The sequence below is a fragment of the Streptomyces sp. NPDC087787 genome, from assembly GCF_044743035.1.
Lineage (GTDB): Bacteria > Actinomycetota > Actinomycetes > Streptomycetales > Streptomycetaceae > Streptomyces.
In genome coordinates this window covers 389,692-403,816 of sequence record NZ_JBIUVQ010000003.1, presented here as the reverse complement: position 1 = coordinate 403,816, position 14,125 = coordinate 389,692, and the positions used below count along the sequence as shown (strand labels likewise).

Annotated in this window: 12 protein-coding genes; 6 read left to right on the top strand and 6 right to left on the bottom strand. The window is 73.1% G+C overall.

Annotated elements, in window-relative coordinates:
* Positions 1–223: 223 nt before the first annotated feature.
* Positions 224–1,729, top strand: coding sequence for an FUSC family protein (locus ACIOWN_RS07770; protein ID WP_362349842.1), 1,506 nt, complete (start codon positions 224–226; stop codon positions 1,727–1,729).
* A 116-nt stretch (positions 1,730–1,845) separates the two neighbouring features.
* A complete protein-coding gene (locus tag ACIOWN_RS07765; protein ID WP_362349840.1) occupies positions 1,846–2,880 on the top strand; it encodes a lactonase family protein in 1,035 nt (344 codons plus the stop codon).
* 195 nt (positions 2,881–3,075) lie between these two features.
* Here the strand turns inward: ACIOWN_RS07765 and ACIOWN_RS07760 are convergent, their stop codons facing one another.
* Together ACIOWN_RS07760 and ACIOWN_RS07755 are read right to left on the bottom strand one after the other, a co-directional pair.
* Positions 3,076–3,999, bottom strand: a complete 924-nt coding sequence (locus ACIOWN_RS07760) for a hypothetical protein (RefSeq protein ID WP_362349838.1) — start codon at positions 3,997–3,999, stop codon at positions 3,076–3,078.
* Between the two features lie 184 nt (positions 4,000–4,183).
* Positions 4,184–5,182 carry a BadF/BadG/BcrA/BcrD ATPase family protein gene (locus tag ACIOWN_RS07755; protein WP_362349836.1) on the bottom strand — a complete coding sequence of 333 codons (999 nt, stop codon included), beginning with the start codon at positions 5,180–5,182 and terminating at the stop codon, positions 4,184–4,186.
* A gap of 148 nt (positions 5,183–5,330) precedes the next feature.
* On the opposite strand from ACIOWN_RS07755, the gene ACIOWN_RS07750 reads away from it, so the two are divergent.
* Together ACIOWN_RS07750 and ACIOWN_RS07745 are read left to right on the top strand one after the other, a co-directional pair.
* Complete coding sequence (locus ACIOWN_RS07750) at positions 5,331–6,008, top strand: uracil-DNA glycosylase (RefSeq protein WP_401981056.1); 678 nt, start codon at positions 5,331–5,333, stop codon at positions 6,006–6,008.
* Between the two features lie 181 nt (positions 6,009–6,189).
* Positions 6,190–6,738, top strand: a complete 549-nt coding sequence (locus ACIOWN_RS07745) for a GNAT family protein (protein WP_362349832.1) — start codon at positions 6,190–6,192, stop codon at positions 6,736–6,738.
* Positions 6,739–7,034: 296 nt separating this feature from the next.
* Here ACIOWN_RS07745 and ACIOWN_RS07740 read toward each other — a convergent pair whose 3' ends face one another.
* Positions 7,035–8,120, bottom strand: coding sequence for an exo-alpha-sialidase (locus ACIOWN_RS07740; protein WP_362349830.1), 1,086 nt, complete (start codon positions 8,118–8,120; stop codon positions 7,035–7,037).
* 283 nt (positions 8,121–8,403) lie between these two features.
* Here ACIOWN_RS07740 and ACIOWN_RS07735 point away from each other — a divergent pair, with 283 nt between their 5' ends.
* The gene (locus tag ACIOWN_RS07735; protein WP_362349828.1) at positions 8,404–8,991 is read left to right on the top strand and encodes a hypothetical protein; all 588 of its coding nucleotides are present in this window, start codon (positions 8,404–8,406) and stop codon (positions 8,989–8,991) included.
* Positions 8,992–9,223: 232 nt separating this feature from the next.
* On the opposite strand, the gene ACIOWN_RS07730 is transcribed toward ACIOWN_RS07735, so the two are convergent.
* Positions 9,224–10,945: an acyl-CoA dehydrogenase family protein gene (locus ACIOWN_RS07730; RefSeq protein ID WP_401981053.1), complete on the bottom strand. Its 1,722-nt coding sequence runs from the start codon at positions 10,943–10,945 to the stop codon at positions 9,224–9,226.
* Between the two features lie 73 nt (positions 10,946–11,018).
* Between ACIOWN_RS07730 and ACIOWN_RS07725 the strand changes: the two genes are divergently transcribed.
* Positions 11,019–11,768, top strand: a complete 750-nt coding sequence (locus ACIOWN_RS07725; protein ID WP_401981050.1) for a PaaX family transcriptional regulator C-terminal domain-containing protein — start codon at positions 11,019–11,021, stop codon at positions 11,766–11,768.
* An 86-nt stretch (positions 11,769–11,854) separates the two neighbouring features.
* Here the strand turns inward: ACIOWN_RS07725 and ACIOWN_RS07720 are convergent, their stop codons facing one another.
* Both ACIOWN_RS07720 and ACIOWN_RS07715 read right to left on the bottom strand, forming a co-directional pair.
* Positions 11,855–12,658 carry a pectate lyase gene (locus ACIOWN_RS07720; protein ID WP_362349822.1) on the bottom strand — a complete coding sequence of 268 codons (804 nt, stop codon included), beginning with the start codon at positions 12,656–12,658 and terminating at the stop codon, positions 11,855–11,857.
* A gap of 79 nt (positions 12,659–12,737) precedes the next feature.
* The gene (locus ACIOWN_RS07715; RefSeq protein ID WP_401981047.1) at positions 12,738–13,712 is read right to left on the bottom strand and encodes a polysaccharide lyase family 1 protein; all 975 of its coding nucleotides are present in this window, start codon (positions 13,710–13,712) and stop codon (positions 12,738–12,740) included.
* Positions 13,713–14,125: the final 413 nt, after the last annotated feature.

Here is a 14,125-nt window from a genome sequence, read left to right as displayed (position 1 = left end):
CGCCCTCCGACTGGACCAGTCTCCGTGGTCCATTGGCCCGCGGCCAGCGCGTTGATCATGTGCCCGAATGCGCCAATGGCTCAGTGATGCCGGGTTCGTTTGAGCCAGGGGTGCCGGGGATGCTCTCATGGACATGTCGACGGCGCTGCGGATCCCCGCGGCGCCTTTCTCATGCCGGTGTCGCACCGGCGTTCCGGGTGTCTTCCACAGGGGGCGGTAAGCAGTGCTGAAGAGGGTGTTCGTGGCTCCGGACCCGGGGCGGACACGGCTGCGTTTCGCCGCCAGGGCCGTCCTCGGCATCGGCCTGGCGGTCGCCGTCTGCGGGCTGGCCGGACACTCGCTGCCGGGCGCCGTCACCGGCGGACTCGCCGCGCTGCTCGCCCTGTTCACCGTCACCGACCCCACGGTGCGAGGACAGCTCGTCACCACCGTGCTGCTGCCGGCCGCCGGCCTGCCCGTGCTCGCCGTCGCGGCCGCGCTCCACGACCACCCGACGGCACGCGACCTCGCCTTCCTCGCCGTGGTCGGCGCGGGCGTGTACGCGCGCCGCTGGGGGCCGCGCGGCCATAGCCTCGGCGTGTTCGCGTTCATGACCTTCTTCGTGGCGCAGTTCCTGCACACCAGGACCGGGCAACTGGCCGAGGTGTCCGCCGCCGTCCTGCTGTCCGTGCTCACCGCGGCGGTGGTGCGCTTCGGCGTGTGGTGCTACGAGCGCCGGCTGCCCGCCGCGGCCGCTCCCGCCGGCCTGGGCGGCCGCGGACTGGACCGGGTGTCCACGCGGCAGGCCGTGCAGGCGACCGCGGGCGCCTGCTTCGCGCTCGTCGTGGGCCAGCTGGTGTCCGGGGACCGCTGGTACTGGGCCGTCGGTGCCACCTGGTGGGTGTTCGTGAACACCGCCTCGCGCGGCGAGACCCTGGTCCGCGGCTTCCGCCGGGTCCTCGGCACGGTGCTGGGCATCGGCCTGGCCGCCCCGGTCGTCGTTCCGCTGCACGGGGCCCCGCTCCCCACCGCCGTCCTGGTCGCCGTCTGCGTCTTCGGCATCTTCTACACGGCCGCGGTGTCCTACACCTGGATGATGCTCTGGGTCACGGTGCTCGCCACTGCGCTCTACGGCCTGCTCGGCGTCCTCGTGCCCGGGCTGCTCGCCCTGCGGCTCGGGGAGACGGCCGTCGGCGCGCTCGGCGCCTGGCTCGCCGTGCTCTTCGTGCTGCCCGTCACCACCCACGCCGTCACGGACGCCTGGATCCAGCGGGCCCTGCGCTGTGTCCACGCGTGCACGGCCGAGGCCGCGGCCCGGCTCTCAGGGATCGTCGGCGCCGACCCGGCCCCTCGCGTCGCCGAACTGGAGCAGCTGCTCGGCCGGGTGCGGCTCTCCGTCGCCCCGCTCGTGCACCCGCTGAACCCGGTGCGCGGCCGCAGGCGGCGCGCCCGGCAGGTGCTCGCCCTGCTCGACGACTGCGCTCGCGAGATCCGCGGCCTCGTCGCCGTCGCCGCCGATCCTGAGGCCTCCCACGACGAGCGGCTCGCCGCCGCGTGCCGCCGCGTGGAGAGCGCGGTGGAGGCCCTCGTCGACGACGGCGCCCGCACCGTTCCGCAGGCCGCCCCCGTCCATCCCCGGCCGACGGCCGCGGAGGCCGCCCTCACCCATCTCCACGCCCTGGAACACGCCCTGGCGGAACTGGCCACGCCGCTGCGGGCGCCGTCGGGCTCGCCGATGGTGGGTGCGTGACACCGACGGCCTCGTGACGCCAACGGCACGAGGCGGGCCACACCGCGACTTGGTCTAGACCGAACGGGGGTGACTGCTACCGTCGCTCGGACGGGACGACCGAGAGGGGACCAGTGGTGGCACACGGCGGTAGGCGGCGGGCGTTCATCGGGTCGTTCACGGCGGCGGGAGGCCCAGGGGTCGTCACCGCGGCGGTGTCCGAGGACGGCGGGGCGCTGACCGTGCTCAGCAGCTTCGACGGCGTCCTCGACCCCTCGTACCTGGCCCTGTCCCGCGACGGCGGCACGCTCTACGCGGTGAGTGAGACGGCCGAGGGCGCCGTGGCGGCCTACCGCGTGAAGGGCGAGACGGTCGAGCTGACCGGACCGCCGGTGAGCGTCGGAGGCAGCGGCCCCACCCACCTGAGCCTGCTCGACGGGCACGTCCTGACGGCCAACTACGGTTCCGGCAGCGTCAGCACCGTTCCCGTCCGCGCCGACGGGCGCCTCGCCCCGGCCGCCTCGGACGTGCTGCGGCACACCGGCTCGGGCCCGCACGAGCGCCGCCAGCGCGGTCCGCACGCGCACCAGGTGCAGCCGGACCCGAGCGGCCGGTGGGCCGTCAGTGTGGACCTCGGCACCGACTCGGTCCGGGTGTGCACGCTGGCCGACGGGCGGCTCGCCGTGCACCGGGAGATCGCGCTGTGGCCAGGCTCCGGGCCCCGTCACATGGCGTTCCACCCGGACGGCGGGTACGCCTATGTCGTCAACGAACTGAGACCCACCGTCACGGTCTGCCGCTGGGGCCCCGCCGAGGGCTCGCTCAAGCCCCTGACCGAGAACCCGGTCCTGCCGGACGCCCCGGCCCACGACGCTTATCCCTCGGGCATCGTGGTGGCGCCGGACGGCCGGTTCCTGTGGACCGCGACGCGCGGCGAGGACGTCCTGTCCGTGTTCGCGGTCGAGGCGGACGGGGAGCGGCTGCGGCTGGTCGGGTGCGTACCGTGCGGCGGCCACTGGCCCCGGGCGCTGACCTTCTCCGACGGCTTCCTGTACGTCGCCAACGAGCGCTCCGGGGACGTGACCTGGTTCGCCGTGGACGAGGAGACGGGGCTGCCCGCGAGGGCCGGGAAGGTCGCGGTGGCGGCGGCGTCCTGCGTGGTCTTCGGCTGAACGCACGCACGCCCGCACGGTCGCCGGCACGACACGAGCAACCCGAACGACACGGGCGGCACCGACGACCCGAATGACACGGACGACCCTGACGGCCCGGCTGGTGGCGTGGTCGGCGCGTCGGCACGGCGAAGGACCCGCCCCTCGGATGGCGAGGAGCGGGCCCCAGGTCGTACGGGGTGAAGGCTGCGAGGGTCAGTGAGCCGGTGCGCCCTGCGGCTGCTGCGGGGCGATGCCCAGGGCCGTCGTGTAGGCGGCCAGGGCGAGCTTGCCGATCGCCGGGTACGGGCCGAGCGCCTCGGCGGCGGCACAGCCCGCCTCCTCGGCCGCGGCCTGGACCAGCTCGGCGTCGATCTCCGGGCCGATCAGGTACGGCGCCAGGGCGAGCTGCTGGGAGCCCGCGGTCCGCAGCTGCTCGGCGACGGAGGCGATCGAGCCGTCCTGGTCGAGGGCGGCCGCCATCACCGGCACGGCGAGGCGGGCGGCGAGCAGCATGCCGGTGATCCCGGCCGCCTGCACGGCCTCTTCGCCGCCGACCGAGGCCAGGATGATTCCGTCCGCCGCGGTCGCCACGGTGAACAGGCGGGCGCGGTCGGCGCGGGCCAGGCCCGCCTCCGACAGCCGGACGTGCAGCGCCTCGGCGAGCAGCGGGTGGGGGCCGAGCACATCGGTCAGCTCGGCGGCGACCCGGCTGTCCATGACGGCCTGACGGATCCGGCGCAGCAGCGCGTTGTCCGGACCGGCCAGCAGCGGCACCACGACCGCGACGGGGCCGTCGGGCTCCTTGACGTCCGCGCCGGCGGCGACGGCCTGCTCGTAACGGGCGGTCCGCTCCTCGGCCGCGCGGGTGAGCACGGACTGCACGGTCGGGTGGTCGGCGTCGTCACCGTCGAGGTAGCCGATCCGGGCGTCGAGGCCGGGCAGCTCGGAACGGGCGATGCTCACGACCTCCTCGGCGAGGCCCCGCGTGGCGTCGCCAGGGGTCCCCGGCACCGCGAGGACGAGAGCGGGTGCGCCCTCGGGCGCCGCCAGCGGCTCGGGGCGGCGGTGCCGTCCCGGCTGGCGGGGGCGCGGCATTCGTACTGGTAGGCCGGGCGCGGGCCCAGTGGGGGAGCTCATGGCGCCGCATGTTACTAACTTCTGAGGTTCCCCTGTTCGGGGAGGGTGCAGGTGAGCGGTATCCGTCCGGTTTTGTCTGATGGGTTACGTACCGATGCGTGGCGTGGTCCGGCTGTCCCGGGCCGGGTCCGGCAACTCACGCCGCCCATTGGGGCATTTGTCCGGCAGATGTGGACGTGGGGGATCAATCCCCTTGTGGGGGAGGCGTGTACAGCAACTTCTCATCAGCCGGAAGGGCGAGGACGTCCCTGGCCAGGTCGGTCGCGATGCGCACGCAGCCGTGCAGCGGATCGCCCTCGGCGCGCACCCGCCGTGCGTGCGGGAGCCGCTGGGAGAGTTCCCTCTCCAGCGGTACGAGGAGCGCGTCGCCCAGCTTGAACAGGCCGCCGGTCAGGGCGAGCAGCGGCTCTCCCGAGCGCGGGCAGACGGCCGCGGCGGACTCGGCCATGTGCCGGGCCGCCGCGCGCAGCACACCGGCCGCGACGGGGTCGTCGGCCGCGCAGGCCGCCACCTCGGGCGCGAAGGAGGCCAGGACGGCGGCCCGGTCGGAGCGCGGGTAGAGCCTGCCGGGCAGTTCCGCCATCGGCCCGAACGCCTCCTCGGCGCGGGCCAGCAGTGGCGCCGAGCCGCCGTCCCGCCCGTCGTGGGCGCGCAGCGCGGCCTCCAGGCCCGCGCGTCCGATCCACGCTCCGCTGCCGCAGTCGCCGAGCAGATGCCCCCAGCCGTCCGCCCGCCGCCAGCCCGTGAGATCGGTGCCGATCGCGATCAGACCGGTCCCGGCGGCGACGACCGCGCCGGGGCGGGGACCCAGGGCGCCGGTGTAGGCGGTGACCGCGTCGGCGACCAGCGCGACCCTGCGTACGCCGAGGTGCCGTGCCAGCGCTCCGGGCAGTTCGGCGCGCAGCGCGTCGCCCAGGGTGGCGAGCCCGGCTGCCCCCAGTACGGCCGTCTCCAGCCGCCCCACGCCGGCCTCGGTGACCAACGCCCTTGCCATGGGCACCAGTTGCTCCATGAGATGCCCGGGGTCGATGCCCCGCGCGCCGGTGCGCACCGGCTCACCGCACTCCCCGCGGGCCAGCGGTCCGCGCCCGGGCACACCGACGACGGCCCGGAGTCCGGAGCCGCCCGAGTCCACGGCGAGGAATCCGGCCGAGTGAGGGAGCGGTTTGGGCGCTGGAGGCACCGGGCTCCTTCCCCCTGGCGGCCGGCCGCGCGATCCGCCCGGCCGGCACGACGGCCTTGGTCGAGGAGGAACACTAGCGCCCGCGGAGGCCCGCGGGGGACGGTCCGAGGGCAGGCGTTGTCGGTGTGGGCCGCTAGAGTGACACGGCGTGGCACCACGACCGTTGCATGAACTAGTAGAGGCCGGCTGGGCGAAGGCCCTGGAACCGGTGGCCGGACGTATCGCGGGCATGGGCGACTTCCTGCGCGCCGAGGTCGCGGCCGGCCGGACGTATCTCCCGGCGGGAGCGAACGTCCTGCGGGCGTTCCAGCAACCCTTCGACGACGTACGGATTCTGATCGTGGGTCAGGATCCCTATCCCACGCCGGGAATGGCGATCGGCCTGAGCTTCGCGGTCTCGCCGGAGGTGCGGTCGCTCCCGGGCAGCCTGGAGAACATCTACCGGGAACTGAACTCGGATCTCGGCCTGCCCAGGCCCTCCAACGGTGATCTGACCCCGTGGACCCGGCAGGGCGTACTGCTGCTCAACAGGGCGCTCACCACGGCCCCGCGCAAGCCGGGCGCGCACCGGGGCAAGGGCTGGGAGGAGGTGACCGAGCAGGCCATCCGCGCTCTCGTCGCGCGGGAGCGGCCGCTGGTGTCGATCCTGTGGGGGCGGGACGCGCGCAATCTGCGTCCGCTGCTCGGCGAGTATCCGGCGATCGAGTCGGCGCACCCCTCGCCCATGTCCGCGGACCGGGGCTTCTTCGGCTCACGCCCGTTCAGCCGGGCCAACGAACTCCTCCAGCGCCAGGGGGCCGAGCCGGTGGACTGGCGGCTTCCCTAGGGGCTTTCGTTCGTGTCACCGGGCGGACCAGCAGTCGGCCGCCTCCTCGGCCTGGCGGGCCTTCGTACTGGCTCCGCACGGCGGCACCGGGCTGCGGAAGTCAACGGACGTCAAAAGTTCCTGGTCAAGCTGGACAAGGAAGTACCCGCCGGTCTCCTGAGTGATCGATTAGGGTTGCCCGATGTTCGAAGGAAAGCTGGTAAGACTGCGCGCGCTGGCCTCCGAAGACGCCGAGCACCATCTCCGGTGGCGCAATGACCCGGAGGTGGTGCGCTGGGCCGCGGGTGGTGACCCGTGTTTCGGTCCCGTCACAGCGGAAGCGATCGGGCTGGGCTTCGACACCATGCTGCGGCTGAGCCCGAGGGAGTCGGCTGTGTTCACGGTCGAGGACCTGGCGGGCGGGAAGGTGATAGGCATGGCCGACTACCGGGACCTCGACCCCTACGCCGGAGTGGCCACGCTGGGAGTCACCATCGGCGAGCGGGAGTTCTGGGGCCGCGGCCACGGCAGTGACGCGTTGCGGCTGCTCGTGGACCACCTGTTCGGCGCCTACTGCCTGAGCCGGTTGGAGCTGGACACCTGGAGCGGCAACGAGCGCGCCGTGCGTGCCTTCACCAGGCTGGGTTTCCGTGAGGAAGGCCGCCGCCGGTCGGCTGTGCTGGTGGAGGGGGAGCGCTACGACCGCGTGCTCTTCGGAATGCTGCGCGAAGAGTGGGCGAACCCCGCGTGACGCCGTAAGTTTCCTCCTTTCAGGGGCTGTTGGCGGGGGCAGGAACGAGGACGCCCAAGACGTTTTGTGACGAACAACCGGACAACCCCCGCGACTGCGTAAGGCCGCCGAGCCGCTCCGTCATGGCGGCGCGTGAGAGCAGGTGGCCCAGTCCTCCGGCTGCAGCTGTCACCGCCGCGGCGATCAGCAACGTCCCGACCGGACCGGGCCGGCAGGCCGCCATGAAGGCGACTGCTTCCGTCGCGAACACACCCTCACTCAGGCCCAGCAGCCCCCAACGGTGAGGTGGGGATCACTCAACCGATGACCGCCGCCCGCACGCAGAGCACGTCGGGCAGGTGCGAGGCCAGTTGCCGCCAGCTGTCGCCGTCGTTGGCCGACGCGTACACCTCGCCGTTGCGATTGCCGAAGTAGACGCCGGCCGGGTCCGCGTCGTCGGTGCACAGCGCGTCGCGCAGCACCGTGCCGTAATGGTCCTCCGAGGGCAGGCCCGCCGCGAGCGGCTCCCAGCTCCGGCCCGCGTCCGCGGTGCGGAACACGCGGCAGCGGCGGCCGGCGGGCACCCGGTCCGCGTCCGCGCTGATGGGGAAGACGTACGCGGTGCCGCCGCGGTGCGGGTGGGCGGCCGCGGTGAAGCCGAACGTCGACGGCAGGCCCTCGCCGATGTCCGTCCAGTGCGCGCCCTTGTCGTCGCTGCGGTACACCCCCCAGTGGTTCTGCAGGTACAGCCGGTCGAGATTCTCCGCGTCCTGCGTGACCTTGTGCACGCACTGGCCGAACTCCGGGTTCGGATCCGGCAGGAACACGGCGGAGACCCCGGAGTTGGACGGCGCCCAGCTCGCTCCGCCGTCGGCCGTGCGGAACACCCCGGCGGTCGACACGGCGACGGTGACCGCCCGCGGATCGCGCCGGTCCGTCACCACGGTGTGCAGGCCCTCACCGCCGCCGCCCGGCACCCACTTCGACCGTGTGGGGTGCTCCCACAGCGGGCGGACCAGCTCGAAGCTCTCGCCGCGGTCCTCGGAGCGGTACAGCGCCGCCGGTTCCGTGCCCGCGTAGACCACGTCGGGCTCGGCGGCGGCCGGATGCAGTTGCCACACCCGCTCCAGGGAGGCGCCGGTGTCCTTGGGGAACCGCACGGCGGGGCGGGCCGGTTCGGTCCAGGTGCGGCCGAGGTCGTCGGAGTGGAACACCGACGGGCCCCAGTGGGCGCTGTCCCCGCCGGCCAGCAGCCGCGGGACGGGGCCGCGGACGTCGATGGCGACGGAGTAGACAGCCTGGGCGTTGAAGTGGGGACTCTCGTCGAACTCCCAGACGCCGCCCCGTCGCCGCCCGATGAACAGGCCCTTTCGCGTGCCCACGGCGAGCAGTACCTCGGTCATGCCGATCACCTCCGCGAGGTCTTCGTCCGGACCTCTTTGTCCTGGACACCGGCCAGTCTGCACCCCACCACTGACAGTCCTCACCGCATCGGCGTCGTCGCAGGTCACAGCGGCATGGCTGGGATACGGAGCCCGGTCGCGCCCACCGACGGTGCCGGGGCGGCCGGGCCCCGGCACCCATGGGTGGGCCGGGGCGGGGAACTCGGCGTGAGCATCGGGGCGCCCTTCACCGTATGGGAGGGCGGTCCGGCAGGTCCGTGTGCTTGTGAGGAGGATGCCGTCGATGGCGTTCCGTGGTCCGAAGGCGCGGCTGTGGCGGTGGCGCCGCAATCCGCTCAAACGCCGCGCCGACACGGTGGAGGCCTGGGTCGTGCTCGGTACCTGGGTGCTAGGCGTTCTCGCCGGGGTGCTCGCCGGATGGACGGCGGCCCTGGGCGCGGAGCAGGCCACGGCCCAGGAACCCCTCGCGCGGACGGCCACGGTCGCGCGGGTCACCGAGCGGGCGCCCGGCACGTCCCCCGGAACCGGCGAGGACACCGGCACGAAACTGCGCGTGTGGGGAAAGGTGCGCTGGACCGCCCCGGACGGCACCGAGCGCACCGGCTGGGCGCGGGTGCGGCCCGGCAGCGCCGCCGGCACCCCCGTCACCGTGTGGATCGACTCCCGGGGGCGGCTGGTGACGGAGCCGGCCACGCCCGCCCAGGCGCGCGCGCGGGCCGTCATGGCCGGCGGCCTGGTGGGACTGGGCGCCGCCTCCGTCCCTCTCGTCATCGGCCACGTCGCGCGCGCCGGACTGGAACGCCGCCGCCTGGCCCAGTGGGACACCGAGTGGGCCCGCTTCGGCCCCCTGTGGAGCCGCAACGCCGGGTGACCGCCCTCGCCGGACGGCGCCGCGGACGGGCCGGGGAGAGCCGGAAGGCGCCGCCGCCGGGGCGGGCGTCGGAGACGGCGGGGTTCGGTGTCGTCGGGGTTCGGTGCCGGCACGAGCGGGCGCTGGGACCAGAGGGAACAGGTCCCCGGTACCCGGGACGCTGCGGCCGGAAGGAACAGGGTCCCCGGCAGCTGGGACGCGGTGACAGGAGACGGCACGCCGCCCGTGCCACCTACCCCGGAAGCGCCCGTTCCAGAATGGCGTCGACGTCCGCGCTGTCCGGCAGCGTGCCGAAGGAGTGGCCCCAGTCGCCGCCCAGACGGGTCGCGCAGAAGGCGTCGGCGACGGCGGGCGGGGCGTGCCGGACGAGCAGGGAAGCCTGCAAGGTCAGGGCCATGAGCTCGACCAGGCGGCGGGCGCCGGCCGGGGACGCCTCGCCCAGACCGGCCCTGAGCCGGTCCACGGCCGCGTCCAGGCGGGCGTCGGCGCCCCGGCCCAGGTCGAGTTCGGCGAACAGCGCCTCCGCGGTGCCGGGCTCCCGGCCGAGTGCCCGCAGGACGTCCAGGGCGTTGACGTTGCCCGAGCCCTCCCAGATCGACAGCAGCGGCGCCTCCCGGTAGTGCCGGGGCATCCCCGACTCCTCGACGTAACCGTTGCCGCCCAGGCACTCCAGAGCCTCCGCGGTGAAGGCGGGCCCCCGCTTGGTGACCCAGAACTTGCCGACCGCGGTCGCGATCCTCCGGAACGCGGCCTCGCCGCCCCCGCCGCCCGCGCCCGCCGTCCGGTCGGCCGCACCGGCCAGCCGCAGCGTGAGCGTCGTCGCCGCCTCCGACTCCAGCGCCAGGTCGGCCAGCACGTTCCGCATGAGTGGCTGGTCGATGAGCAGTGCGCCGAAGGCGCGGCGGTGCCGGACGTGGTGGCCCGCCTCGACCAGGGTCTTGCGCATGAGCGCCGCCGACATCATCACGCAGTCCAGGCGCGTGCAGTTGACCATCTCGATGATGGTCTTGACGCCCCGCCCCTCCGGCCCGACCAGCCAGGCCACCGTCCCGTCGAACTCCGGCTCGGAGGACGCGTTGGACCGGTTGCCGAGCTTGTCCTTGAGCCTCTGGATGCGGAAGGTGTTGCGGCTGCCGTCGGGCAGTACGCGCGGCACCAGGAAGCAGGACAGCCCGCCGGGAGCCTGGGCGAGCACCAGGAAGACGTCGCACATGGGCGCCGACGTGAACCACTTGTGCCCGCGCAGGGTGTAGACGCCGGGCTCAGCGGTCGGCGTGGCCGCCGTGGTGTTCGTCCGTACGTCCGAGCCGCCCTGCTTCTCGGTCATCCCCATGCCCGCCAGCAGGCCCTGCTTCTCGGCCGGCACCCGCAGTCCGGGCTCGTACACCCGGGCTGTCAGCGGCGGCTCGTACACGGCTGCCAGTTCCGGCTGGGCGCGCAGGGCGGGTACGGCGGCGTACGTCATCGACGTCGGACAGCCATGACCGGCGTCCGTGTGCCCCCAGACCAGACCACCGGCGCTGCGGGCCACATGCGCGCCGGGCCGGTCGTCCGCCCAGGGGGCGCCGGCCAGGCCCTCGGCGACCGCCGTCCGCATCAGGTGGTGCCAGGCGGGGTGGAAGTCGACCTCGTCGACCCGGTTGCCGTGACGGTCGTGGGTGCGCAGTACGGGCTCGTGCCGGTTGGCCTGCTCGGCCCACTCCTGAGCCTCGACGCTCCCGGCCAGCGCCCCGAGCCGCCGCAGGTCCGTCTCGGCCCACCCCGCGCCCTCCCGGCGCAGGCCCTCCAGCAGTGCCGCGTCGTCGGACGCGTCGTAGGGCGCCAGGTCAGGCGCCTGGTTGGTGACGGCGTGCGTGGCGCCCTGCCCGAGCGGCAGGGGCAGCGGTTCGGACGGCGCCCCTCCGTCGGACTGCGCCTGCTGCTCCTGCCGCTCCTGCGCGAGTGTCGAGGCCATAAGGTCTATGTTGCACTCTGGCTGCGGTCGCAGCAAGAGTGCAACACGTCGGAGGTCCGTACAGTACGGGACCATGAACGCCTTCCAGGGGCCCGCCGAGGCCGGGCTGCGGCCGCTGTCCGCGCGGTCGGTCGTCCTGAGCCTGCTCCTTGGCACGCACCCGCCCGAACTGCCGGTCAAGGACCTCGTGCGGGCGGTCGAGCCCTTCGGGATCGGCGGATCCACCCTGCGCGCGGCCCTGAGCCGGATGGTCGCCGCCGGGGACCTGCGACGGTCCGACACCGTCTACGGCCTCAGCGACCGGCTGCTGGCACGCCAGCGGCGCCAGGACGCGGCCGTGCACCCCGAGACACGCCCCTGGGACGGGGAGTGGGAGATGGTCGTCGTGACGGCGACCGGCCGCGAGCCCGCGGAACGCGCCGAGCTGCGGGCCCGGTTGACCACTCTCCGGCTCGCGGAACTCCGCGAGGGCGTCTGGCTGCGCCCCGCCAACCTGCTTCGCCCCTGGCCGGGTGAACTGTCCCCGGCCGTCCGGCGTTTCACCGCCCGGCCCGAGGAGCCCGCCGCCGATCTGGCCGCGCGCCTGTGGCCGGTCGGCGACTGGGCGGCGACGGCCCGCGCACTGCTCGCCCTGGTCGCGCGCACGGACCGGCCCGCCGACCGCTTCACCGTCCTCGCGGCCGTCGTACGGCACCTGCTGGCCGACCCCGTGCTGCCCGCGCCCCTGCTGCCCGCGCACTGGCCGGGCCCGGAACTGCGCACCGCCTACACCGACTGCCGACGGGAGTTGACCGAGGAGATGCTCGGACACGCGAGGCGGTGAACGCGGGGCGGCGGTGACGCGCGGCGGCGGTCGTACGCGGCGCCTCCGGGCACACCGCGCACGACCGCCCCCTCACCGTGTCGGGATCACTTGTAAGTGATGTCGGACGCCGTGTACTTGCAGTAGGTGCCGTCGGCGTCCGTGCCGCCCTTGGTCGGCTCGGCGCCGGTGTTGTTCCCCGTGTACTTCTGGCAGGGGATGATCTTCTTGCCGGAGTCCCCGACGATGGTGATCTTCTTCAGGGACACGCTGTCCCCGTAGTTGGTGTTGATGCCGGCGATCCGGCCGCCCTTGTAGGTGGCCTCGATCGTGTTGAGGTTGATGGTCCGCTTGTACTGCGTCTTGCAGTTGCCGCAACTGCGCACGAAGGTGCCGAAGTTCTGCACCGCGAAGTTCGACACGTTCAGCGTGCCGGCGCCGTTGAACTGGAAGACCTTGTCGGTGGCCTCCTTCGCGCCGCCGCCGGAGACGGTGTAGACGTTGGAGGACGAGGAGCCGAGGAACGTCGCGGCGTCCTCGCCGACGTCCTCCCACCAGACGTTCTGCAGCGTGCAACTGCCGAGGCAGTGGATGCCGTCGGCGGCGGGGGAGCCGATGATGACGTTCTTCAGGACGGCACCGGCGGCCAGTTCCAGGATCGGCTTCTGGTTCTCGTCCTGGCCTCCGGTGCCCAGGGCCCCGCTGCCGTACAGGCGCTTCATCCCGTAGTCCTTGGTGCCGGACACCGAGATGGTGGAGGTCACCGCCTGACTGCCGTTGGCGGTGGGCCAGGTGGCGGCGCTCGCCGAGGGCGCCCCTTGCGTCATGAGCATGGCAACCGAGAGTCCGAGTGCGGCCAAACCTCCGGTCACCGCGCGCCGTCGCGGGCGCGGTCGTGCTGCGGGTGTCATGTCCTTGTTCCTTTCGTGCGGTCGGGTGATGGCCGTGCGGTTGGGCGAGGCCGTGTCGTCGGGTTGTGGCGGGCGGTGGTCAGATCTTCCCGGTGCCCGCGCCCGCGGTCACCGAGGAGGCGACGGTGGATGCGGCCTCGGCCGAGTAGCTGTACGGCGGGCTGGTGAAGGTGCCGGTCTGCGACACCTCGGTCGTGGCGCCGCCGAGGTCGTTGCCCCGCAGGTTGGCGTAACCGTCCTGCTTGCTGTCCCGGTTGGTCGTGACGGCGACCGACGTGCTGCGGAAGACGTTGTTCTCGACCAGCATCTGGGCGCCCATGCGCGAGTGCACGGCGGTCTCGGCGCCCACGACGTAGTTGTCGTAGAAGTGCCCCGTGCCGAAACGCAGGCTCGGGATGCGGGAGTTGACGTTGTTGAACCAGTTGTGGTGGTACGTCACCCGCAGATGCCCGGTGTCCTCGCTCGCGTTGCTGTCGCTGTGGCCGACCAGCGAGCCCTTGTAGTGGTCCTTGAAGGTGTTCCAGGACACCGTGACGTAGTCGGAGGCGTGCGAGATGTCGACCAGGCCGTCGTAGTAGTCCTTGCCGTGGTCGCGGTCGGAGGACAGGGAGTTGTGGTCGATCCACACCTTGGTCGAGCCCTGGACGGTGATGGCGTCCGTCCCGACGGCCTTGCTGATCTGCAGGTTGCGGACGACGACGTTGCTGACGTTCTTCAGCCGCAGCCCGCCGCCGGTGAACCCGGACGACGAACCGACGCCCAGCACCGTGGTGTTGGAGCCGACGTCGACCTGACCGCTCAGGGAGATCAGACCGCTCACCTTGATCACCTTGGCGGTGTTGCCGGTCACGGCCGACTTGAAGGCGCTGAGCGTCGTGACGGTCACCGCCGAGGTGCTGCCGCCGCCGGTCGTGCCGGCGCCGAATCCGACCGGTGAGCTCTCGGCGGCCACGGCCTGCTGCGGCAGGGCGAGCACCGCGAGGGTGGCGGCCGCGGCGACGATCGCAGCCGGCGCCGACCTGGGTGCGCGGAGGCGTGAGGGGCGAGTACGCATACGGATGCTGTCCCTTCGAAGGACTGGGTGGGGGCGTATACGAGGGTGCGTCAGGTCGTATACGTGAATGCCGTGCAGCATCTGGAACGAATTACGCGTCAGGGTGGCCTGGAGGGCCTGTAGTAGCGCCCTTCGGTCATGCTGTTGAACGGAACGTAGAGTGCAAGCGCTTTCTAGTCAACGCCTCGCGCAGGTCACATCCAGCCACTCGCGGGCGGGGGTGGGGTGCGTCGAGGGCGGGGGTGTGGGAGCGCTTCCACGGTGGCCGTGTTCATGCCACCATGCACCAGCGGCAGTCCCGCCGCGGGCAGTCCGGCGCGCTTGGGCCGCCGTGGGTACCCCGTCCGATCGCACCCCCGCACAGCCAACGGAGGACGCACGTGACACCGCCCGGAACAACCCGCCGCTCACGT